We start from the raw sequence: 22771 nt of genomic DNA, 5'->3' as shown, positions 1-22771 counted from the left end.
GGAAATATTGTAAATTAACTCTTTCAATCACTTACCAAATACTTTAAAAGATGAAAAGAAGAATTTTCACCGCCCTTTGTGTTATTTTGATGGTTTTGGGGATGCAAAACCATATCGTAGCACAGGAAAAGGAAGCAATTTCTGTTTCCGATGACCCACAGGCAGCCATGATGGAAGCCTGGAATGCTTACCGTACCCCCGGAAATACACATAAAATGCTCGCTGTGGACGAAGGTGAGTGGGATGCGGAAATAACTCATTGGGCAGATCCTTCCGCACCACCTCAAAAGGCAAAGGGTACGGAGACTTGTAAAATGGTTATGGGAGGGCGTTACCTCAAAATATCCTTTAAAGGGGAATTTATGGGAGAGCCCTTTAACGGACTTGGATTTATGGGATATGACAATGCAAAAAAGGAATTTTTCAGCACCTGGATAGATGATATGGGCACCGGGATTATGGTAATCCGGGGAACTTCAACTGAAGAAGACAATAATACTTTGGAAATGAAGGGTACCATGGTTGATCCTATGACCGGAAATGATTTAAATATCAGAGAGGTGATCTCCCGGGTTGATGAAAATAACCGTACGATGGAGATGTTCATGGAGCATAATGGGACGGAGATGAAAACAATGGAAATAAAATACAGCCGCAAAAAATAGATGTTGTTTTTAGATATTGTGCTCATTCTGGCCGGATTGACCTCTGCATTGATGGCCGGACTCTTTTACGCTTTCAGTATTGCCGTGAACCGCGGTTTGGAACAGCTGAACGACATGGAGTTTGTTAAAGCTATGCAGTTTATAAATTCCCGGATACTGAATCCTTTGTTTTTCCTGGGTTTTTTGGGTGCGCCGCTATTATTGTTGCTGGCCACGGTCCTTCATGGAGAAGAAGGAGGAAAACCATTTGTTTTCCTGCTTGCTGCTACCGTACTATATCTTATAGGCGTATTTGGTGTTACGGTAGTAAAGAATGTTCCTATGAACACCAAACTGGGGAAATTCATCCCGGAAACGGCTTCGGAAGAAGAAATTTCCGGGATGAGGACGGCTTTTGAAAAGCCCTGGACGCGTTGGAACCATGTTCGTACTGTGGCCTCTTGCCTGACCGTGATACTGGTTCTTATCGCGATTTATTTTTCCGGATGTATTTAAAGAAGTGAAATAGCGACTTTATCTACGGCATTTATAGTGAAATCCAGATCCTCATAGCTCAGGGCATCATTAAGGAACCAGCTTTCGAACGCGCTTGGCGGCAGGTGAATGCCTTCGTTCAGCATGCCGTGGAAGAATTTTTTAAAATTATCATTATTTCCGGTTGCCGAACTGGCGAAATCTTTTACTTCTTTGTCCGTAAAGTGTACAGATATCATGGAGCCCATCCGGTTGATGCGATGGGGTACTCCGTGTTTGGTCAGTATCCTGGTGATACCTTTGTGGAGGTACAGTGTTTTTTCTTCCAGGCTTTTGAATATTTCCGGGTTTTTGTCGAGTTCCGAGAGCATGGCCAGTCCCGCACTCATGGCAAGCGGATTACCGCTAAGGGTACCGGCCTGGTATACCGGGCCGAGCGGGGCCAGGAGGTCCATAATCTCATTTCGGGAGGCAAAAGCCCCTACGGGAAGTCCGCCGCCTATAACCTTACCAAAGGTGACTATATCGGCCTTTATGTCAAAGACTTCCTGCGCCCCGCCCCCGGCAAGACGGAAACCTGTCATTACTTCATCAAAAATTAGCAATGTACCGTATTCATCACAAAGAGACCGGAGCCCTTGCAGAAAACCTTCTTCAGGGAGTATACACCCCATATTTCCGGCAACGGGTTCTATAATGACAGCTGCGATCTCGTTCTTATTGGCTTCAAACAGCGTTTTTACGGATTCGAGATCGTTGTAAGCAGCCAATAGGGTGTCTTTAGCCGTTCCCTGTGTAACCCCGGGGCTATTGGGAGAACCAAAGGTAACCGCACCGCTTCCGGCCTGGATAAGGAAAGCATCGGAGTGGCCGTGGTAACAACCGGAAAATTTAATGATCTTTTCCCTGTCCGTGTATCCCCGGGCCAATCGCACTGCACTCATACAAGCTTCTGTACCGCTGTTTACAAAACGTATTTTATCGATATTCGGCACCATAGAAACCGCCAGCCTGGCAATTTCTGTTTCTGTTTCGGTGGGCATACCGAAGGAAGTACCTTTTTCTGCTTTTTCGGTTACCGCTTTGATTACCGGTTCGTGTGCGTGTCCGAGGATCATTGGTCCCCAGGAAGCAATATAATCGATGAGCCGGTTGTCGTCCGCATCATATAAATAGGCTCCCTTCGCCCTGTCTATAAAAACAGGGGTTCCTCCGACGGATTTAAAAGCTCTTACGGGAGAGTTAACGCCTCCCGGTATATATTTTTCGGCTTCTGCAAATAATGAGCTGCTTCTTTGATATATCATGTTGTGTAATTTTTTCTTTTTTGGCTGCCTTTCCCGGTTGGGCCACGTGGCCCTTTCCAGTTGAGACCCACAACCGTGCGTCTTTACTAAAATACTATCGTATTTTTAGTTCCTGGCCTACGGCGATATTGTTGTTTCTCAGTCGATTTGCTCTTTTGAGGGCCTCTACGGTCGTATTATATCTTTTAGAAATAGAGTATAACGTATCACCACGACGAACAATATGTCTTTTGTTGTTGTCGGAAACTACCTGTTTCCTTCTTCCCGAACTGCCGAGTACCTGCTCGTCATAGGTGTATAACCGGTACTTATCTATTAGACTTATGAGTTTTTGAGGATAGCGGGGATCGGTAGCATATCCTGCTTTTCTTAGTCCTTTTGCCCATCCATTATAATCGTCTTTACGGAGATCGAACAAGGAGGCATACCTGCTCCTGCTGGTAAGGAAAAGGGAGTGGTCTCTGTATGAGGCCATGGGATGATCGTACTTCCGGAAGCATTCCCCTTTTTCATCATCATCATGATATTCCATGCCGCCGGACCAGCCGGTGTGGCATTTAATACCGAAGTGATTATTGGTTTTCAGTGTCAGTTCTCCCATACCCGATCCGCTTTCCAGGATACCCTGAGCGAGGGTAATACTTGCCGGGATACCAAATTCCCGCATTTCGTCCTGCGCGATGGGAGCGAACATTTCGATGTATTCTTCGGTAGAACCTATCCGTATGCGGGTAAAACCTGTACTTTTGGTATCGTCATATTTTTTTACCGGTGTTTTGGGCTCTACTCTTACCGTTTTGGTTTTGTCCGCGTTTCGTTTCCTGGCCGCTTTTTTCTTGGAACCACAGGAAGAGGCCACCAGCCCCAGAATGATAAGTGCAAATAATATTTTTCGCATGCGTTTGTTGGTTATCTTATTGTCCTTTTATGCCAGGTACAGGATCATAAATATTGACTTTTATCGTATTAGGGGCAGTTTCTTTTTTATCAGCGCTGTATTCATTCCGGGAATTCCCTGTAAGCCCCCGGTATGAATGGCAAGCACTTTCGAACCGCTCTTAAAATAACCGTTGTTTATGAGTTTTAGTATACCATATAGCATTTTACCCGTATAAACCGGATCCAGCGGAACTCCGGTTTTTTGTCTGAAATCGTTTATAAAACAAATCAGCTCTTTATTTACTTTGGCATATCCGCCGAAATGGAATTCATTTTGTAAACGCCAGTTCTCTTTCTGCGCAAATTTACGAATATCATCGGTTAAAAAATCACCTTTCAGAGCCGGGAATCCCAATACTTTCTGATTTTCTCCGGAACTATTGATCAAACCGGCTATGGTACCGCCCGTGCCGACAGCACAACAAATATAATCGAAACCGGTATCTTCAGTTCCCAGTATTTCTTCACAACCCTTTACGGCAAGCCGGTTGGTGCCTCCTTCGGGGAGCAGGTAAAAAGGCCCTGATTCTTCCTGTAATTTTTCCAGAAATTCCGGAGTATCCTTCTTGCGAAAATCGGACCGGGAGACGAACTTTAACCTCATGCCTTTCTTTCGGGCAAAGCTGAGCGTGGGATTTTCATCCGCTTTTTCCTCAAGTTCTTCCCCTCTGATTACACCAATAGTCCCAAAACCGTATTCTCTGCCTGCGGCTGCGGTCGCGGCAATATGGTTGGAATAGGCCCCGCCAAAAGTAAGAAGGGTATGGTGATTTTTCTCCTTAGCTTCCAGTAGATTGTATTTCAATTTTCGGAATTTGTTTCCCGAAATCAACGGATGTAAAAGGTCTTCACGTTTTATTTCCAGCCTTATATTCTTTTGCCGGAGGATATCCAATACTATTTCCTGGTTCAAAATATATTTGTTAGCGATACAAATGTAGGGAAGAAGGAGCAGGAAGCAAAAAAGAGAAAAACCCCGGATAGAGATCAGTTTTCTAGACTTCCGGGGCTTTTCCCGATGATAATATTCATATTTTATTCATCTTATCGAAAGACTCCACGGAATTCCGGTGCAAAGAGTCGGCCCTGCGCATCATGTCCCGGAATAATTTGTGCCGTTGTTCCATGCTTTGGCGGAACAGACTGTCATTACTGAAAGGATGGAGGAATATAGAATCGGAGGGAAAGGAATTGAAAAAATCTTCTCCGAAGGCGTCCGGTATACCGGCGCCGAAGTTTTGCCGGAAATGATTCATCAGGCTGTCCATAGTTTCGGGAGACAGTTCTTTTCCGTCCGAAGAGAACGACCAGGTATAGGTAGAGTCCATATGGATAACATTGCCGTTTTCGTCTACCTCTTTGTTTACTTTCCAGCTTTCCTGTGGTTTCGGATCACTGGTTTTAGCTTGTTCCTTGTTATACAGGTCTGAATTATTGCTTTTGGAAGTTTCTTGTCCGCTACAGGAAACCATTGCGAACAGCACTGTGCACAGAAAAATAAATGGTCTCATTTTTTTAAGTTTTTTGCTGAAAAATACAGCAAAAAAAGTGCCATCCGGGTGTTAATGACCGTTAAAAATATAGCGCAAAAATTGCCAGGGATTCCTGCTTTTCAGATAGTCATTATTAGTTTCATTGGCATAAGCTTCTCTTTCGAAACTGATATTCTTGTACGCGATGTAAGCGCTGCGGTATTTTATCAGTCCGATGAGCCATTCTATGCCGTAAACCAGGTAGAAAGGAAGGATCAGAAGTTCCAGCTGTTGCCGCAAATGAATCCTTTCGTGGTTAAGAAGTACTGGGTCATCTTTCAGTTCCGGCGTTTTGAGAAATATTACGGGCCAGAGTGTTAAGCCGACATAGCGTTTGGGGAACAGGTATTTGGAAATTAAAATCATACGTAGCTTTCAGGAATGGAATCAAAAAATTACCTTTGTAAATATAACAAGATATGTGCCAAAATAGTGTACCTCTGACAAATAATTAGCAGAGTCAGGAAATTGGTCTTGTCGATTTTTCAGGATTTGATTAAAAAAATTATTCCCATAGAAGAAGGAGATTATTACCTGTCGCCCGAAGGGTATAAAGTGTTTACGGAGCAGTATCACCGCAAAAGAGGGTATTGCTGCGAAAGCGGATGCAGGCACTGCCCTTATGGATATGATAGAAAAACCAATAAAAAACGCTGATGGACAGAGGTAATATGCAATATAAAATAAAAATTGCCTATACCCATCACAGGGTAGATATACGGTATCCCTAGCTTTTTGTTTACCGGTCCGTGATCTTTACGGAACGTTTTTGTTATTCTGAGCAATAATCTTATTATCTTAATTACGAATACTTTACATTTAATACGGTCCGGGCAAGGTGTGTTCGATCATACCAGGTCGCACCGTTAAATCTTATTATCCTATGACATTTCAAGAACAAATATCAGTAGGAATTCCTATGGAATTACCCGCTACCCAAACATACGATCCCGGCGTAAATCACGCTCCGAAACGCAAGGACATACTCACACTCAAAGAAAAGAAACTTGCATTGCGAAATGCGCTGCGCTATTTCGATAAAAAGCATCATGCCCTTTTACTACCGGAATTTGCGGAGGAACTTGAAAGGTATGGGAGGATCTACATGTACCGTTTTCGTCCGGATTATCCTATGTATGCCCGTCCAATAGACGAATATCCGGCGAAATGCCGTCAGGCTGCAGCTATAATGCTGATGATACAGAATAATCTGGACCCCGCAGTGGCCCAACATCCGCATGAACTTATAACTTATGGCGGTAACGGGGCTGTTTTTCAGAACTGGGCGCAATACCGGCTGGTGATGAAATATCTGTCCGAAATGACAGAAGAGCAGACCCTGGTTATGTATTCCGGCCACCCGCTGGGCTTGTTCCCGTCACATAAAGAAGCCCCGAGAGTGGTGGTTACCAATGGCATGATGATACCCAACTATTCCGCACCGGATGACTGGGAACGGTTCAATGCGCTGGGGGTAACCCAGTACGGGCAGATGACCGCGGGAAGTTACATGTATATAGGTCCCCAGGGAATTGTGCACGGAACAACCATTACGGTAATGAATGCCCTGCGTAAAATAGGAAAAAGTCCTTCCGGTCCCGGAGAAAAAGGAACAGGAGCGTTGTTTGTTACTTCCGGACTGGGAGGGATGAGTGGTGCGCAACCCAAAGCCGGTAGCATTGCGGGATGCATAACCGTTTGTGCGGAAGTTAATCCCAAAGCCGTACATACACGGCATTCCCAGGGCTGGGTAGATGAGGTTACGGACGATCTGCACGTTCTTACAGAACGGGTAAAAAAGGCAAAGATGGCAAATGAAGTGGTTTCCATAGCTTACCAGGGCAATGTGGTTGATGTATGGGAATATTTCGATAAGGAAAATGTACACATTGACCTGGGTTCCGATCAGACCTCGCTGCACAATCCCTGGGCAGGAGGATATTACCCGGCGGGACTCCCTTTCGAAGAAGCCAATACAATGATGGCAGACGCCCCGGAAAAATTCAAAGAGCATGTGCAGGAAAGTTTAAGGCGCCAGGCGGCTGCGATAAACAAACATGCGGTACGCGGAACCTATTTCTTTGATTATGGCAATGCCTTTCTCCTGGAAGCATCCAGGGCAGGGGCGGATATCTGGGCTCCCGGAGGTAAAGAAGTGGGACCGGAAGAAAGAGAGTTCAGGTACCCTTCTTATGTACAAGATATCATGGGGCCCATGTGTTTTGATTATGGTTTCGGACCTTTCCGTTGGGTATGTGCCAGTGGTAAACCGGAAGATCTTTCCCGTACCGATGCCATTGCCTGTCAAGTACTGGAAGAGATACGACGTCATTCTCCGGAGGAAATACGGCAACAGATGGCCGATAATATCCGGTGGATACAGGGAGCGCAGGAAAACAAACTGGTGGTAGGGTCACAGGCACGTATTCTCTATGCGGATGCCGAAGGAAGAATGAAAATAGCAGAAGCATTTAATAAAGCGATAGCCGTAGGAGAAATAGGAGAAGTAGTTCTCGGACGTGACCATCACGATGTGTCCGGGACAGATTCGCCATATCGGGAAACCTCAAATATTTATGATGGTTCCCGCTTTACGGCAGATATGGCCATTCATAATGTGATAGGTGATAGTTTCCGTGGGGCTACCTGGGTAAGTATTCACAACGGCGGAGGTGTCGGTTGGGGAGAAGTAATCAATGGCGGATTCGGCATGGTTCTTGATGGTACAAAAGAAGCTGCAAACCGTCTGAAATCCATGTTGTTCTGGGACGTGAACAACGGTATTGCAAGACGTAGCTGGGCACGGAATGAAGAGGCTGTTTTTGCTATAAACAGGGCTATGCAGATGGAGCCGCGATTAAAAGTGACACTTCCCAACCGGGTTGATGATACGCTTTTAGAAAATATTTAACAACAGGGAACAGTGTGTTTGTGGTGAAACCAGAGTGAAAATTTGTATTTTTATATGTGAATCGGATATTGCCGTAGAAATGCGGGCAAAGTCTAAACAAGATTAATCTTAAAAAAAGCAATATGAAAGCAATAAAACTATTACCGGTACTTTTACTGGCAGTCGTTACAGGGGCTTGTTCCTCGGTCCGGGTGGCTGCCGATTACGACAAACACGTGAACTTTAACAGTTATAAGACTTTTGCCTTCTTTAAACCAGGAATAGATAAAGCCGAAATATCTGACCTCGACAAAAAGAGGATACTCCGGGCTATCGAAACCCAGTTGACCACCAAAGGGATGATCAAATCGGAGAATCCGGATATGCTGATCAGTATATTTACCACAGAGAAAGAACGAGTGGATGTTTACAACAACTACGGCTGGGGCTGGGGTTGGAATCCTTACTGGTGGGGCATGTCGTATCCCAATGTATCTACCTCTACAGAAGGATCACTCTTTATCGATTTTATCGATGCCGGAAAGAACGAACTGGTATGGCAAGGTAAAGGTACCGGCTACCTGACCGATCGGATGGATAAGAAAGAAGAACGTATCAATGAGTTCGTACAAAGTATACTGGAAAAATATCCTCCCGGAATGGAAATAGCAAGTAATAAATAACCACGGATAAAATAAAATTTTTGAATAGATCCCCTGCAATCTCCTGCGGGGGATTTTTTATGCTTTTATTTGTTTGGAAAACGATCTGTTGTGTTAGAAAATGTTGCGATAATGTTATTTCGGGGTGTTTTTTGATTATAGTATAGGTGTTATTGAGTTAAAATATTATATTTATTGCTGTAAATAAAGAATTTGTTTAATGACATCGAAGCAAAGAGCAACAGCTTACTGGAAGGAAAATATTAAATACCTCTGCATTCTTCTTTCTATCTGGTTCCTGGTATCCTACGGAGCAGGAATACTATTCAAAGATCTTCTGAATCATATTCGTATCGGCGGTTTTGAACTTGGATTCTGGTTTGCCCAGCAAGGAGCCATTTATGTTTTTGTGATCCTCGTTTTCGTATATATCCGTTTGATGAACAAACTGGACAAGAAATACGGGTATGACAAGTAAGTCGCATAACTGTATGTATCCCTGTTAGACTAAATCTCTCTTTTTCCATTTTCGGGCTGTATCAAACGTGTCCCGGGATAAAATTCGGCATAGTACTGTTTTTATGCTTCTTTGTTTGCAAAACACATAAACCCAACCAACCATGAGTGTACAGATCTGGACGTATGTCCTTGTTGCCGTTTCATTTACCATTTACATTGGCATAGCCATATGGTCCCGTGCGGGATCTACAAAAGAATTTTATGTGGCCGGAGGAGGGGTTTCCCCACTTGCCAACGGAATGGCCACCGCTGCGGACTGGATGTCCGCGGCCTCTTTTATATCCATGGCCGGTATCATTTCCTTTATGGGATATGACGGGGCCGTATACCTTATGGGATGGACCGGAGGTTATGTACTCCTGGCATTGCTCCTGGCTCCTTACCTCAGAAAATTCGGTAAATTCACAGTCCCCGATTTCATTGGCGATCGTTATTATTCCGCTACGGCACGTACGGTAGCGGTTTTATGTGCTTTACTGGTGTCTTTTACGTATGTGGCCGGGCAAATGCGTGGTGTGGGAGTCGTATTTTCCCGCTTTCTGGAAGTAGATATCAATACCGGGGTAATTATAGGTATGGTGATCGTGCTTTTTTATGCGGTGCTGGGAGGAATGAAGGGAATAACCTATACCCAGGTGGCCCAGTATTGCGTTTTGATTTTTGCCTTTATGGTGCCTGCTATTTTCATTTCCATTCAGATGACCGGGAATCCTGTCCCGCAACTAGGTATGGGAGATACGCTTGCGGACGGCTCCGGAACATATCTTCTGGATAAACTGAACGGCCTGTCCGAAGAACTGGGTTTTGCCAAATATACTGATGGTACCAAAAGCATGGTGGATGTCTTTGCCATTACCCTGGCCCTGATGGTCGGAACAGCAGGTTTGCCCCATGTTATTGTGAGGTTTTTTACAGTTCCGAAAGTAAAGGATGCCCGGAAATCGGCCGGATTGGCATTGCTTTTCATTGCTATTCTATACACGACAGCGCCGGCGGTTTCTGTCTTTGCAAGGACCAATCTGATAGAGACAGTCAGTGATCGGGAATATGCGGATATGCCGGAGTGGTTCACAAATTGGGAAGCTACGGGATTGTTGATGTTTACAGATAAAAATAAAGATGGCCGCATACAATACCTGGCAGATGAAAAAGCTAACGAACTTCAGATAGATAATGATATCATGGTGCTGGCCAATCCGGAGATTGCGAGATTGCCTAACTGGGTGGTGGCCCTGGTTGCGGCGGGAGGACTTGCCGCAGCGCTTTCCACCGCGGCAGGATTGTTGCTGGTGATCTCTACTTCAGTAGCGCATGATCTGATAAAAAAACAAATAAGACCTGATATTTCCGATAAAACAGAATTGTGGATAGCCAGGGGGAGTGCCGCACTGGCCGTTATCGTAGCGGGATATTTCGGTATTAACCCTCCGGGTTTTGTAGCTGCAGTAGTAGCCCTGGCATTTGGACTGGCTGCTGCTTCGTTCTTTCCGGCGATTATTCTCGGGATTTTTTACAAGCGAATGAATAAGGAAGGAGCAGTGAGTGGAATGATCGCGGGCATATTGCTTATGTTGTTTTATATGATGAAATTCAAATTTGACATGTTTGGCGGAGGTAGCGAAGAAGACTGGTGGTTTGGTATTTCCCCGGAAGGGTTCGGCATGGTGGCCATGATCGTCAATTTTATCGTTGCCCTGCTGGTGAACAGGTTTACTCCCGAACCTCCGCAAGAAGTACAGGAGATCGTGGAAAATATCCGTATTCCGGGTGGAGCGGGAGATGCGGTTTCACACTGAGTCATAACCCTGGAAACATGGTTGTTTTATGAAAAATATTTACAGATCGTAAATTGTTCGGATGACAGTTAAGATTATAAGATAAAAATATGCCTGAAGAAGATTTTAATTATATATTTGATATGTTTTTGCATTTTTAGACGGTAAAATAGCAAAAAGCGAATACAATTAATAATGCGATGTCAACGATAAGGAAACCATCAGGATGGTTCCGTTCCGCACATTCTTCGGATACGATATCGTTCAGGTCCGGCCTGTTCCTGGTCCCTGCGGTTGGCATTGATAGAGTGCAACTATAAAAAAGAAAAAACTGACTATGGGTGTTTACGAAGTAAAAAGTTTGGAACAATATTTTAAGGTTTACAAAAGATCGGTCCGGGAACCCAGGAAATTCTGGTCTAAAGTAGCTGAAGACTTTGTTTGGTACAAAAAATGGGATAAGGTACTGGAGTACCGACTCGAGGAAGCAGAAGTAAAATGGTTTGTAAACGGAAAACTCAATATTACTAAAAACTGTATAGATCGTCACCTGGCAAAACGCGGTGATAAGACCGCTATTATTTTCGAACCTAACGATCCGAACGAACCCGCAGAGCATATAACCTATAATGAACTGTATAATAGGGTATGCAAGATGGCCAACGTTCTCCGGGAACAGGGAGTGGAAAAAGGGGACAGAGTATGTATTTACCTGCCTATGATTCCCGAACTGGCTGTTACGGTACTGGCCTGTGCGCGGATCGGAGCTGTTCATTCTGTGGTTTTTGCCGGCTTTTCGGCATCTGCCCTTGCAGCCCGGATACAGAACTGCGAATGTAAGATGGTCATTACTTCCGACGGTGGATTCCGTGGAAATAAAACCATAGACCTGAAAGGAATTGTAGATGATGCCCTGGAATCTTGTCCTACTGTTAAAAAGGTCTTGGTGGCCAAACGTACCAATGCGGATATTCCTATGAAGGAAGGCAGGGACGAATGGTTGGCACCCTTGCTTGAAAAAGCTTCCAGCGAATCCATTGCAGAAGTCATGGATGCCGAAGACCCGTTGTTTATTCTTTATACTTCGGGATCTACCGGAAAACCCAAAGGGATGCTGCACACTATCGCAGGTTATATGATTTACACGGCATATACCTTTAAAAACGTATTCCAATACGAAGAAAAAGATGTGTTCTGGTGTACGGCGGATATAGGCTGGATTACCGGGCATTCTTATATTTTATACGGCCCCCTTGCCAACGGAGCTACTACAGTGATGTTCGAAGGAGTGCCTTCTTATCCCGATTACGGAAGGTTCTGGGAAGTGGTGGACAAGCATAAGGTGACACAATTTTACACGGCACCGACGGCTATCCGCGCCCTGGCAAAAGAAAGCACGGACTGGGTCACCAAATATGACCTTTCTTCATTAAAAGTACTGGGATCTGTAGGGGAGCCGATCAACGAAGAGGCATGGCACTGGTATAACGATCACGTGGGGAATAAAAAATGTCCTATCGTGGATACCTGGTGGCAAACAGAGACGGGAGGACTTATGATATCGCCCATCGCATTTGCAACACCTACCAAGCCTACATATGCTACACTACCTTTGCCGGGAGTACAGCCGGTACTGATGGATGATAAAAGGAATGAAATAGAAGGAAACCAGGTCGTAGGGAGCCTGTGTATCAAATTTCCGTGGCCTGCTATGGCCAGGACCATCTGGGGAGACCATCGCAGGTATAAAGAAACGTATTTCTCCGCTTATCCCGGCAAGTATTTTACCGGTGACGGAGCGCTCAGGGACGAGGTAGGATATTACAGGATTACCGGGAGGGTGGACGATGTGGTGATCGTTTCCGGTCATAACCTGGGTACGGCGCCTATAGAAGATGCTATAAACGAACACCCGGCGGTGGCGGAATCGGCCATCGTAGGATTCCCGCACGAAATTAAAGGGAATGCGCTTTACGGCTTTATCATCCTCAAGGAAACGGGAGAAACCCGGAACAGGGAAAACCTTACCAAAGAGATCAATCAGTATATCTCCGAACATATTGGTCCTATTGCAAAACTAGATAAAATTCAGTTTGTAGATGGTCTGCCCAAAACTCGTAGCGGTAAGATCATGAGACGTATACTGCGCAAGATCGCATCCAGGGATACCAGTAATCTCGGGGATACCTCTACTTTACTCAATCCGGAAGTGGTGGAAGATATTATAGAAAATGTAGTCTGATCATAAGAGCATGCGATGGTATTGTCTCTGCCATCCGCATGCCTGGATTTTTATCGCTGTAATTAAACCGTTTGCCTATGACTAAAACGATAGGCCTGATAGCAGGACCCTTATTGTTTACCATTTTGTTGCTCACTTTGCAATTCAATGCCCTGGAGCCCGGTGCCCCGCAGGTGGTAGCCCTTGCTGCATGGATGGTTATCTGGTGGATTACAGATGCGGTTCCTCTTCCTGTAACGGCCTTGTTGCCCCTGGTGCTTTACCCTGTTTTCGGGATTTTTACCATGGAGGAGGCTGCTGCACCTTATGCCAGTCCTATCGTATTTTTATTCATGGGGGGCTTCCTCATAGCCCTGGCTATGGAAAAACAAAACCTGCACCGTCGTATAGCCCTTAATATACTCAAGATTACCGGAACCAATGCTAATGGCATTATCCTCGGTTTTATGCTGTCTACCGCTTTTCTCAGTATGTGGATATCCAATACCGCCACTGCCGTAATGATGCTCCCCATTGCATTGTCTATTGTGAAACTTCTGGAGGAAGGAAAATCAGATGAACAGGAAAAAGGGTACAGGCGCTTTAAACTCGGCCTGATGCTGAGTATAGCTTATGCGGCAAATATCGGGGGAGTAACTACTATTGTGGGAACGCCGCCCAATGTGGTTTTCGTGGGATTTATGAAGGAGTTTTACGGGCAGGAAGTAGAATTCGGACGATGGCTGCTTATCGGGGTCCCTGTTTGTTTTATTATGCTGCTTATAACCTATCTTATGATCACCAGGGTACTTTTTCGGCATAAACTGGGAAGACTGGATGGTTCCGGGGCTTTGGTGCAGACAAAATTAAGGGAGTTGGGGAAAATGAACCTGGCGGAAAAACTGGTAGCTATAGTATTTTTCCTGACCGCCAGTTGCTGGGTCTTCAAGTCACAGATCAACGGTCTACTGGGTGGGGCTTATCTCAATGATACTATAATTGCGATGGGGGGAGGAATACTCATGTTTGTGATGCCGGTGAAACTTAAAACACACGAATACGTACTTAACTGGAGCTATACGGAAAAATTGCCATGGGGAATCCTTCTGCTGTTCGGAGGGGGGATATGTCTGGCCAAAGGCCTGGAAAGTACGGGGATTGTGGAATTTATGGGGAACCTGATCGCGGGGGACGGAAGTATGCCTTTATGGCTTCTTATTCTTCTGCTAACAACATTTACCCTGTATGTCACTGAACTGATGAGTAATGTAGCCCTGATCGTTATTTTTATGCCTATTGTGCTGGGTATAGCAAGGACATTGGATATCAACCCGATGTATCTGGCCGTTCCTGTGGCTATAGCCTCCAGTTGTGCCTTTATGATGCCTATATCTACACCTCCTAATGCCATTGTGTTTTCCAGCGGGTATATCAAAATGTCCGATATGGTCAAAGCCGGATTTTTTCTGAACCTGATTAGTGTGATCGTTCTGGTTATTGTGGCATTGACCCTGGTGCATTGGGTATACGGATAATATTATTCTTCCCAGGGAAATTCCTGTCCAGGTAAATATAATACATCAAAAAGAAAACGGCCAGCGCGCCAAAACTGTGCCATAGCCAATGTGTTCCCATGGGAAAGAAGTCCGAACGGACATCCAGGTACCTGTAGTATATGGCCAGGGAGAAGCTGAAAACAGCCAGGAGTACCCACAGTCCGTACAGGAATTTTGTGAAATACAGGTACAAAGCTATCGGTAAAATAATGCCCAGGGCAGCGGCAATATATCCCACAGATATGGAAATACTTCCCGGTAAGCCTACAAAACGTGTACCGAACATCAGTAATAATACCAAAATTAGCAAGATTAGTCTTGACCAGGGATTTTTACCGGCCTTGATGCAGAAGTAGACGGAAGTGGCCAGACATAGCAGTAGAATAGGGACCCAATCCAGTAATAACCATATTTCATGACTCCTTGTAGCGTGATAAAGGGTGCCTCCTATAAATCCGATAAACAGCACGGGAAGTATAAAAGCCAGGAACAAATGCTGCCGGTAATTTCTGTGGATCTTCCATGTAAAATAAATAATGATGGCCAGGAAAATAAAATTGCTAAGGGTATTAAACGGCTCTACAGGCAATCTTCCTTCAATGGTTTCCCGGTATATGGGTCCGCTGTCTTTAGGGAAATCGGATATAAAAGTAAGGATGTTCATCATAACTAAGGTAACAATAGTTTGAAGTATGTTATACGGAAAAAGCGGTTGATTTTACCATGCTGAAATTACGGAAATATCCTTTATGTTATAATATCAAAGCAGACTTAAAGGAGTTCCTTGGTTTTGTAGATACCCTTTTTTTCCAGGCGTGATAATATTTTAAGAAATACCAGGGCCGTGATATAGGCATCGCCTGTCGCTGTATGACGATCGTTCTTGGCTACATTGAGTGTGTCGGCCAGTTCGTCGAGAGCGTAGTTTTTGTTGTAGTCTATAAGGTTGGAAGTTATTCTGGACCTGGTATACAGGGTAGAGGTATCCAGGACCCGGTTTTTTAGTCTTGGCAGTCCGAGACGTTTAAGGGCCGTGTTAATCATGGTGAGGTCAAAATTTGCGTGATGAGCCACGAGAATAGCGTTACCGACATATGCGAGGAATTGTTTGACAGCTTCTTCTTCACTGACAGCTTCCACACGCTGATCCTCACGGAGTAAACCATGTATTTTTACTGTTTCAGGATTAAACGTATCTTGTTTTATATATACTTCTAAAATGCCTGCTATGGAGATCGTGTTTTGTATAACGGGTACCGCTCCTATACTCAATATTCGGTCACTCTTGTAGTTAAGCCCGGTGGTTTCTGTATCCAGGACCACAAACCTGGTATCCGTAATTTCCGGTTTGGGTTTGTCGCGGAAACGCTGCTCGTAAGCAACCCAGTAATCGGGGTAATCCGTATGTTTTTTTTGAAAGAAACTAAACATTTTTTTTCGTTTTTCCGATTTAACCTGTTTTAAAACACACTATCGCTATTTTTTCATCATTCCTGTTGGTCGTGAAAAATATATAGCGGTTTCCACCGTCCTTAATACCGAACTTTTTCCGTATCTGTGCAACGCTTTCCGGAAAGTTTCGGGTAGTAATGTTGGCCTGGCTGTTGCTCAGCATCTTTTTTAAGGTCTTTTTATTATTATAGGTATACAGACCTGTAATACGAAAGCTCCTACCCGGAAAATCCGGATAAAGCTCTTCGGAGGTGTACAGGTGGGAGTGCCGGTGTAACTTTCCCAGGCCTGTTTTTTCGGAGAGCGATTTAAAACCTCCCGATTTCAGTATGGCCGCATTCGGTTCGTAAAGATATCGGAGCGGGAGTGAATACGATACTTCCGCATGGCTTTCTTCGTCTTTGGTGAAATCAAATCTCTTTTCATCTCCTCCCGTGATGTTTACGGTTTTCAGGATGCAGTTTCCGGAAAAGCCTTTTTGCATTATCCAGAGTAATTCTTTTACCTCATTGTTTACCGCTACTACATGCACTTCTTTTACAAAACGGAGTTCCTGCAGGCCATTGGTAATATCCAGGATAGGGGAGGTTTTGATAAGAATGTTTTCGGAACGGGCGAAAAGCTGGTCCAGATGTGCCGGGATATCCGGAAGGCAATCGGCAAGCATAAAGACCTTTCCTTTTGCGTCATTTCTCCGGGAAGGGTCGGCATAGATCCAGTCGAATTGCATTGCGTTTTTTTGCAAGTAACCGATACCATCCCCGGAAACCGTAGTAATGTTTTTTATTCCCAGTACTTCGAAATTATGGGATGCTATTTCCGATAGTTCCGGGTTCATTTCGCAATGAATAACCCGGTCGAACTTCTCCGCAAAAAAGCGGCAGTCCACACCAAAACCTCCCGTAAGGTCGATAAGCGTTTTGCCATAAACAAGATCCGCTTTGTATGCTGCTGTTGTCTCTGATGAAGTTTGCTCTATCGACAGTTTCGGAGGATAATATATACCGGGAGTGCGGAACCATAAAGGTAGCTTTTTTTCCGCCTTTTTTCTGGATTCCAGCTGGTTGGCTATATCCTGCATGCTTACATCCTGAAAAGGACTCTTTTTTAACAGGAGTGACACAATGTCAGTATTGTGGTTTTTTTGTATAAAATATTGTATACCAGTATTTAATATTTTTTTATTCAAAGCTTTACTATAAGTTTTTAGTCAATGACTTAACAATCTTATTTTCAGCGAGAAATTCCTTTAAAATTACCTTTATAGCGGTATATGCAGGCACAGCAACGATCATTCCGCTTACCCCGAAAAGTAATCCTCCTATGATGATGATGAGAAAGATTTCCAGGGGGTGCGATTTTACGCTGTTGGAGAAAATTAAGGGCTGGCTGACAAAATTATCGATAAGCTGACCAATGACAAAACCGATAAGAACATAAATACTTTTAGGTAATATCACGGTGCTGAAATCTTCTCCCAGGTTACCTGTCATTGTGAGGGTGATCATCAGTGCTCCACCTATAAGGGGACCGATATAGGGAATGAGGTTGAGCAGGGCACAAAGGAAAGCGATAACTATGGCATTTGGAATGCCCAGGATAAGCAGAATAATGGTGTAAATGATAAACAGTACCAGTATCTGAAAAACCAACCCGATAAAATACCTGGATAGCAGATTTTTTATTTTCTCCATGGATCTCCTGGCTTTTTCTTCCTTATCATCGGGCACAAGGGTAAAGACCGATGCGTCAAATAGCCTGCTGTCTTTCAGGAAAAAGAAGGAGATAAAGATTACGGCAAACAGTCCTGCACCAAAATTGCCGAGGGTGCCTACGAAAGAATTGAGAAAGTTCGGAATGGCAGATATACCCAAGCCGGAAAACAAATTGGAATCCTGGATGGACCGTGAAACATCTATTTGCCGTATAGCCAGGTATTCGCTTATCTGCCGGTACAGGTTTTCCAGATTTTTCTGAAGTTCATTGATGTTGAGGAGCGATAAATTGTACCCTTGTTGTATAACGAGAGGTATGAACATAGCTATTAGTCCGACAAGAATAGAGACCAGCAGCGCCATGGCAATTACAACGGAAATCGTATTACCGAATTTCAGTCTGTATTTGAAAAAACGTACTATAGGTCTTCCTATAAGTGATATGACCACAGCAAAGGCAATGTATATCAATACGGATTGTATTTTGTAGAGAAAAAAAGATAAAACAGCGATACCGGTCAGTATGCCTACAGCCCGGAGTATACCGTTCGCAATAATTTTTGAGTTCATTATAGATGTTTTTTGTGCTTCTCCGGAAAGTCAGGACTTCCGTCGGAAAAAGTAAATGTAACAATTTTCCGTTTTAGAATAAATAAAAAGGTAAGCAAGGTGTACCTGTTCTAAGAAACTGTTTAAGTTTCCGGACATACAGGAGAGGAATAGATATTGCATTGCAAATGATTGGGGAGCATAAAGACAAAATACTTTCCGTCATGTAGAAAAAGAAGGAGACAGATTTTTTACGGAAAACAGCTTTTTTATATCTTTATACACTAAAATACAGAAACATGGCCTGGATACGATATATATTGTCCTTCATTTTGTTTGTACTCATGGGAATATTCACGGCCTTCGGCCAGGAAGAAAACCTTGCAGTACAGTGGTTAAGCTGGGAAGAGGCTATTGAAAAAGCGGAAAGAGACAATGTGCCCAAAAAAATATTTGTAGATGTATATACGGACTGGTGCGGATGGTGTAAAAAGATGGACAAAAATACTTTTGCCAATCCGGAGGTTGCAACTTACATGCGCGATAAGTTTTATATGGTGAAACTGGACGGGGAGGGTAAAGAAGATATAGAATATAACGGTCGTACCTTTAAGTTTGTCGAGGCGGGCAGAAGAGGATACCACGAACTGGCAGCAGCATTACTTCAAAATCGTTTCAGTTATCCTACGGGAGTTTTTCTGAATGAAAAACAGCAGCTGCTTTCCCCCGTGCCCGGTTACCAGGGCCCCGATAACTTCCTCAGGGTAGCCAGATACTTCGGAGATAATATCTTTGAAACAACTCCCTGGGAAGAATACAAGGATAGTCCCGGTAAATAGTCATTTTCTTTTATAGGTTAATGTAATTTCTTTCGCTATTAACGTAAAGTTTAGTTTTAATTGGAAATAAATTGTTAAATTTACTTCAATGTCAAGGCTTTACTACTATGGTTCGAATTTTATGCTGTGCTTTTTTTCTTGTCTTAATAACAGGTGCCTGTAAAAAGGATGTTGCAACGGATACGTCGGCACCACTGGAAACGGTTCTTTCTTCGGACCTGCCCAAGATACGAAAGGTAATGGATGACCCGGATGTATATGGAGTCCAGATTGTTTTTTCGCGTATCACCAATGACTCTTTGGGTAAGCCTGTTTTTGAAGATTTTTTTTATCATGCAGATGATAGCGTATATTTTTATCCCGCGAGCACAGTGAAATTTCCCATGGCGATATTAGCTCTCGAAAGGGTGAAGGAAAAGAAATGGATGAACCGTAATACCAGGTTTTATCTGGAAGAGGATACGGTAGAAACTACAGTGGCCGAGGAAGTAAAGAAAATATTTGCCGTAAGTGACAATGAGGCTTTTAACCGCCTTTTTGAATTCCTGGGGACGGACTATATGAACCAGAAGATGGAAGATAAGGGATTGACGCCTTTCCGACTTTCCCATCGTCTATCTGTCGAAGATGCCGCGAATATAGCCACCAGGCCGATAGTAGCTTATAAGAACGACACTACGCTGGTACAATTGTTCTCCAGTTATAATAGAGCCCCGGACTCCCTGAAGTTAAAGGAAGTGTTCAAAGGAAAGGGGTATATGAAAGACAGTGTGCTTGTGGAAGAGCCCATGGATTTTTCCCTGAAAAATTACTACCCGGTAAAAACGCTTCATAACACGATGAAAAGGCTTATTTTTCCTGAAGTATATCCGGAGGAACAGCGTTTTGACTTAAGGGAAGATGACCGTAAATATTTGCTGGCGGCCATGAAGGCAACGCCTGCCCAGGCCGGTTATGATGCCGGAACATACCCGGATAGTTTTGATCGTTTTTTTCTTTATGGTGATACCATTACCACGATTCCGAAACATCTGGAGATTTACAATAAGGTCGGGTATGCTTACGGGACCCTTACGGATTGTGCATACATAAAGGACAAGGATAGCGGAGTGGAATTCATTCTTACCGCTACCGTACTGGTTAACGAAAATGGTATATTCAACGATGGCGTTTATGACTATGAAAAAACCGGCCTGCCGTTCCTGGCGGAGTTGGGCAGGCAGATCTATAAAAATGAATTAGCTGCCAGGCCATAGGCACATCGGCAGTAATTACCTTATTTTCTATTATATCACCTTGGTTTTGCCGGGAATGGCATGCGGATAATATCCGTCATCTCTGGGCAGTACTTTAGGGTTTGCATTCCAATCTAATTGATCCGGCATTAGGCTTACTTCAGAATTCAGTGCATCCTCCCAGTTAATAATCTTACCGGAGTAGGAGGCATACCTTCCCATAATAGCGGTCATGGTACTTTTCGCGGCATTTTCGGCATCTGCGAATTTATATTCACCTTTTACGATAGCAGCAAAGAGCTCGTCGTGTTCCTTCTGGTACGGATTAGGGTTGTTCTCCCCGTTGTGTTTATACAGCTCGTTGCCTTTGGTATCCCAGATAACTCCATGATTCCCCGCATGCATAAACGTACGTCCTTTAGTGCCCTGGAAGCTCTCGTCCACACGGTTATGGGCCCCGGGGAAATGTCTGCATTCACTATGTATAACGGTACCATCGTCGTAAGTAAACAATATAACATGATGGTCATAAATTTCCCCGTTATCTTTTCCTGTTCGTACGAGGCGCCCACCCGTACCTTCGGCTTTTACAGGGTAGCTGCCTTTAACCCAGTTGGCCACATCTATATTATGTACATGTTGTTCCACAATATGATCGCCGCATAACCAGTTAAAGTAATACCAGTTACGCATCTGGTATTCCATTTCGGTTTGGCCAGGTTGTCTTTCACGCACCCATACGCCGCCGCCGTTCCAGAATACCTGTCCGCCTACGATGTCCCCAATGGCACCGTCGTGTATTCTTTTTACCGTTTCAATATAATTATCCTGGTATCTTCGTTGTAAACCGACAACCACGTTTAGTTTTTTTGCTTTGGCTTTTTCCGCAACTTCGAGCACCTTACGGATACCAATGGCATCTGTGGCCACGGGTTTTTCCATGAACACCTGTTTGCCCTGGTTTATGGCTTCTTCAAAATGATAGGGACGGAAGCCGGGGGGAGTGGCAATAAGTACCACATCTGCTTCTTTGATAGCATTTTTGTAAGCATCAAAACCTACAAATTTCCTTTCTTCCGGAACATCCACCTTTTCCTTACCGAATTTCTTCAGAATTTTCGAGTGACTGTCTTCCAGCTGATCTTTAAAGGCATCGGCCATGGCAACGAGTTTCAGGTTATGACCGGTCTCGAAAGCCTGGAAGGCAGCACCTGTGCCCCGTCCTCCGCAACCTATAAGGGCTATTTTTATAACATCGCTTCCGGCAGCATATGCCCCCGGAATGTTAAGTGGGTTTAACATGGTAGCACCGGCAGTGGCCAAGGCGGCAGTTTTCATAAAATCTCTGCGACTATTTGTATTGGATGGTTTCATAAGAAAGGTATTTGTTTAACGGTTAACATAAGGTTGAAATTCAGAATTTATTAGTAATCTTCAATGGGTTCCTGGTTGTAATAAGCCATAATCTCTTCTTTGGAAGGCGGATTTAAGGGGCGTACTACACGAATTCCCAGGAAAGGAGCTTCCGGGAACCACCAGTTGCTTTTCGGCATTTGCGGATCTATCTGTTTCCAGGAAGGAGTGGAAGCGAAACGTCTGGCTGATCGGAGATCTTCGGCTTTACTCTTATAGCTGCCGCCACGTATAGAACGGGGATAAAGTTCGGTTGCTTCGACAACGGGATTATCTGTGGTTTTTCCCGCAAATTTCTGGTAACTATCTTCCGCGTACTGGTCAGCCGTCCACTCCATTACATTGCCCAGTATATCGTATAGCCCCCACGGGTTAGGCTTTTTTTGTCCTATGGGGTGGGTTTTATCCTCACTGTTGCCCGCATACCAGGCATAATCGTCAAGTTTTTCCGGGGAATCACCAAAAAAGTAAACAGAGGAAGCCCCGGCGCGGCAGGCATATTCCCATTCCGCTTCGGTAGGTAAACGATAGAATACACCTGTTTTTGCATACAACCATTTACAGAACTTTATGGCATTATACTGTGTCATCCCTATGGCGGGCATATTTTCCTTTCCCATGCCAAAGGTCATATCCAGGTAAGGAGTGGTAGGACGGGATACGGCATCTACTTCATCCGTGATGGGGCTGTCACTCATGGTTTGTTCATAATCCTTGTTGAGGAACATTTCATAAATATCCCAGGTAATTTCATGGGTTCCCATCCAGAAAGGGGATATTTTCACTTCATGCCGGGGGATTTCGTCTTCGCGGTTTACAGCGCTATTTTCTGGGCTTCCCATATTGAAAGTCCCTTCCGTTATGGGGGTCATATCAAACGAAACAGAGGCTCCGGGAATGTTTTGGGTATAAGGGTCAAATTTGTCTTTTCCTGATTTTGGGGTCCATGATGTTATCGTGAACATTATTACGGAAAGCCCCATGAAAAGGAGGGAGGCATAGATTCGGCTACGGAGCATTTTTGGTTT

Annotated in this window: 23 protein-coding genes; 11 read left to right on the top strand and 12 right to left on the bottom strand. The window is 44.2% G+C overall.

Annotated elements, in window-relative coordinates:
• Window positions 1-50: 50 nt before the first annotated feature.
• Together ACVBDY_RS11835 and ACVBDY_RS11830 are read left to right on the top strand one after the other, a co-directional pair.
• Complete coding sequence (locus ACVBDY_RS11835) at window positions 51-665, top strand: DUF1579 domain-containing protein (protein ID WP_447175692.1); 615 nt, start codon at window positions 51-53, stop codon at window positions 663-665.
• Window positions 666-1160 carry an anthrone oxygenase family protein gene (locus ACVBDY_RS11830; RefSeq protein ID WP_447175691.1) on the top strand — a complete coding sequence of 165 codons (495 nt, stop codon included), beginning with the start codon at window positions 666-668 and terminating at the stop codon, window positions 1158-1160.
• Here ACVBDY_RS11830 and hemL read toward each other — a convergent pair.
• The 5 genes from hemL to ACVBDY_RS11805 form a co-directional block, all read right to left on the bottom strand.
• Entirely contained in the window at window positions 1157-2446 is a 1290-nt protein-coding gene (hemL, locus tag ACVBDY_RS11825) for a glutamate-1-semialdehyde 2,1-aminomutase (RefSeq protein WP_447175690.1), read from the bottom strand. The two genes, ACVBDY_RS11830 and hemL, sit on opposite strands and share 4 nt — an antisense overlap.
• Window positions 2447-2540: 94 nt before the next feature.
• A complete protein-coding gene (locus ACVBDY_RS11820; protein ID WP_447175689.1) occupies window positions 2541-3344 on the bottom strand; it encodes a glucosaminidase domain-containing protein in 804 nt (267 codons plus the stop codon).
• Window positions 3345-3404: 60 nt separating this feature from the next.
• Window positions 3405-4298 (bottom strand): 1-aminocyclopropane-1-carboxylate deaminase/D-cysteine desulfhydrase, encoded by an 894-nt coding sequence (locus ACVBDY_RS11815; protein ID WP_447175688.1) that lies wholly within the window; start codon window positions 4296-4298, stop codon window positions 3405-3407.
• Window positions 4299-4413: 115 nt separating this feature from the next.
• Window positions 4414-4896 carry a hypothetical protein gene (locus ACVBDY_RS11810; RefSeq protein ID WP_447175687.1) on the bottom strand — a complete coding sequence of 161 codons (483 nt, stop codon included), beginning with the start codon at window positions 4894-4896 and terminating at the stop codon, window positions 4414-4416.
• Between the two features lie 51 nt (window positions 4897-4947).
• The gene (locus ACVBDY_RS11805; protein WP_447175686.1) at window positions 4948-5283 is read right to left on the bottom strand and encodes a hypothetical protein; all 336 of its coding nucleotides are present in this window, start codon (window positions 5281-5283) and stop codon (window positions 4948-4950) included.
• Window positions 5284-5412: 129 nt separating this feature from the next.
• Here ACVBDY_RS11805 and ACVBDY_RS11800 point away from each other — a divergent pair, with 129 nt between their 5' ends.
• The 5 genes from ACVBDY_RS11800 to ACVBDY_RS11780 all read left to right on the top strand — a co-directional run bounded on the left by ACVBDY_RS11800 (window position 5413) and on the right by ACVBDY_RS11780 (window position 10784).
• Window positions 5413-5574 carry a C1orf53 family protein gene (locus ACVBDY_RS11800; RefSeq protein ID WP_447175794.1) on the top strand — a complete coding sequence of 54 codons (162 nt, stop codon included), beginning with the start codon at window positions 5413-5415 and terminating at the stop codon, window positions 5572-5574.
• A 226-nt stretch (window positions 5575-5800) separates the two neighbouring features.
• Window positions 5801-7828, top strand: coding sequence for a urocanate hydratase (gene hutU, locus ACVBDY_RS11795; RefSeq protein ID WP_447175685.1), 2028 nt, complete (start codon window positions 5801-5803; stop codon window positions 7826-7828).
• A gap of 122 nt (window positions 7829-7950) precedes the next feature.
• Window positions 7951-8490 (top strand): DUF4136 domain-containing protein, encoded by a 540-nt coding sequence (locus ACVBDY_RS11790; RefSeq protein ID WP_447175684.1) that lies wholly within the window; start codon window positions 7951-7953, stop codon window positions 8488-8490.
• A 199-nt stretch (window positions 8491-8689) separates the two neighbouring features.
• The gene (locus ACVBDY_RS11785; protein WP_447175683.1) at window positions 8690-8947 is read left to right on the top strand and encodes a DUF4212 domain-containing protein; all 258 of its coding nucleotides are present in this window, start codon (window positions 8690-8692) and stop codon (window positions 8945-8947) included.
• 142 nt (window positions 8948-9089) lie between these two features.
• Window positions 9090-10784 carry a sodium:solute symporter family protein gene (locus ACVBDY_RS11780; RefSeq protein ID WP_447175682.1) on the top strand — a complete coding sequence of 565 codons (1695 nt, stop codon included), beginning with the start codon at window positions 9090-9092 and terminating at the stop codon, window positions 10782-10784.
• Between the two features lie 136 nt (window positions 10785-10920).
• Here the strand turns inward: ACVBDY_RS11780 and ACVBDY_RS11775 are convergent, their stop codons facing one another.
• Window positions 10921-11064 carry a hypothetical protein gene (locus tag ACVBDY_RS11775; protein ID WP_447175681.1) on the bottom strand — a complete coding sequence of 48 codons (144 nt, stop codon included), beginning with the start codon at window positions 11062-11064 and terminating at the stop codon, window positions 10921-10923.
• A 36-nt stretch (window positions 11065-11100) separates the two neighbouring features.
• Between ACVBDY_RS11775 and acs the strand changes: the two genes are divergently transcribed.
• Window positions 11101-13005, top strand: a complete 1905-nt coding sequence (gene acs / locus ACVBDY_RS11770) for an acetate--CoA ligase (protein ID WP_447175680.1) — start codon at window positions 11101-11103, stop codon at window positions 13003-13005.
• 77 nt (window positions 13006-13082) lie between these two features.
• Window positions 13083-14519, top strand: coding sequence for an SLC13 family permease (locus tag ACVBDY_RS11765; protein WP_447175679.1), 1437 nt, complete (start codon window positions 13083-13085; stop codon window positions 14517-14519).
• Here ACVBDY_RS11765 and ACVBDY_RS11760 read toward each other — a convergent pair.
• The 4 genes from ACVBDY_RS11760 to ACVBDY_RS11745 form a co-directional block, all read right to left on the bottom strand.
• Window positions 14479-15207, bottom strand: a complete 729-nt coding sequence (locus ACVBDY_RS11760; protein ID WP_447175678.1) for a hypothetical protein — start codon at window positions 15205-15207, stop codon at window positions 14479-14481. The two genes, ACVBDY_RS11765 and ACVBDY_RS11760, sit on opposite strands and share 41 nt — an antisense overlap.
• A 104-nt stretch (window positions 15208-15311) precedes the next feature.
• Complete coding sequence (locus ACVBDY_RS11755) at window positions 15312-15971, bottom strand: 3'-5' exonuclease (RefSeq protein WP_447175677.1); 660 nt, start codon at window positions 15969-15971, stop codon at window positions 15312-15314.
• 19 nt (window positions 15972-15990) lie between these two features.
• A complete protein-coding gene (locus ACVBDY_RS11750; RefSeq protein ID WP_447175676.1) occupies window positions 15991-17115 on the bottom strand; it encodes a class I SAM-dependent methyltransferase in 1125 nt (374 codons plus the stop codon).
• Between the two features lie 73 nt (window positions 17116-17188).
• Window positions 17189-18277 (bottom strand): AI-2E family transporter, encoded by a 1089-nt coding sequence (locus tag ACVBDY_RS11745; RefSeq protein WP_447175675.1) that lies wholly within the window; start codon window positions 18275-18277, stop codon window positions 17189-17191.
• A gap of 278 nt (window positions 18278-18555) precedes the next feature.
• On the opposite strand from ACVBDY_RS11745, the gene ACVBDY_RS11740 reads away from it, so the two are divergent.
• Together ACVBDY_RS11740 and ACVBDY_RS11735 are read left to right on the top strand one after the other, a co-directional pair.
• The gene (locus ACVBDY_RS11740; protein ID WP_447175674.1) at window positions 18556-19095 is read left to right on the top strand and encodes a thioredoxin family protein; all 540 of its coding nucleotides are present in this window, start codon (window positions 18556-18558) and stop codon (window positions 19093-19095) included.
• Between the two features lie 107 nt (window positions 19096-19202).
• Complete coding sequence (locus tag ACVBDY_RS11735; protein WP_447175673.1) at window positions 19203-20351, top strand: serine hydrolase; 1149 nt, start codon at window positions 19203-19205, stop codon at window positions 20349-20351.
• A gap of 30 nt (window positions 20352-20381) precedes the next feature.
• Here ACVBDY_RS11735 and ACVBDY_RS11730 read toward each other — a convergent pair whose 3' ends face one another.
• Together ACVBDY_RS11730 and ACVBDY_RS11725 are read right to left on the bottom strand one after the other, a co-directional pair.
• Entirely contained in the window at window positions 20382-21704 is a 1323-nt protein-coding gene (locus ACVBDY_RS11730) for a Gfo/Idh/MocA family protein (RefSeq protein ID WP_447175672.1), read from the bottom strand.
• Between the two features lie 50 nt (window positions 21705-21754).
• Window positions 21755-22762, bottom strand: a complete 1008-nt coding sequence (locus ACVBDY_RS11725) for a formylglycine-generating enzyme family protein (protein WP_447175671.1) — start codon at window positions 22760-22762, stop codon at window positions 21755-21757.
• Between the last annotated feature and the right edge of the window lie 9 nt (window positions 22763-22771).

This window comes from Sinomicrobium halophytocola (genome assembly GCF_052983395.1).
Note: the sequence above shows the minus strand (reverse complement) of the source record. Positions and strands in the feature narration are given on the sequence as shown.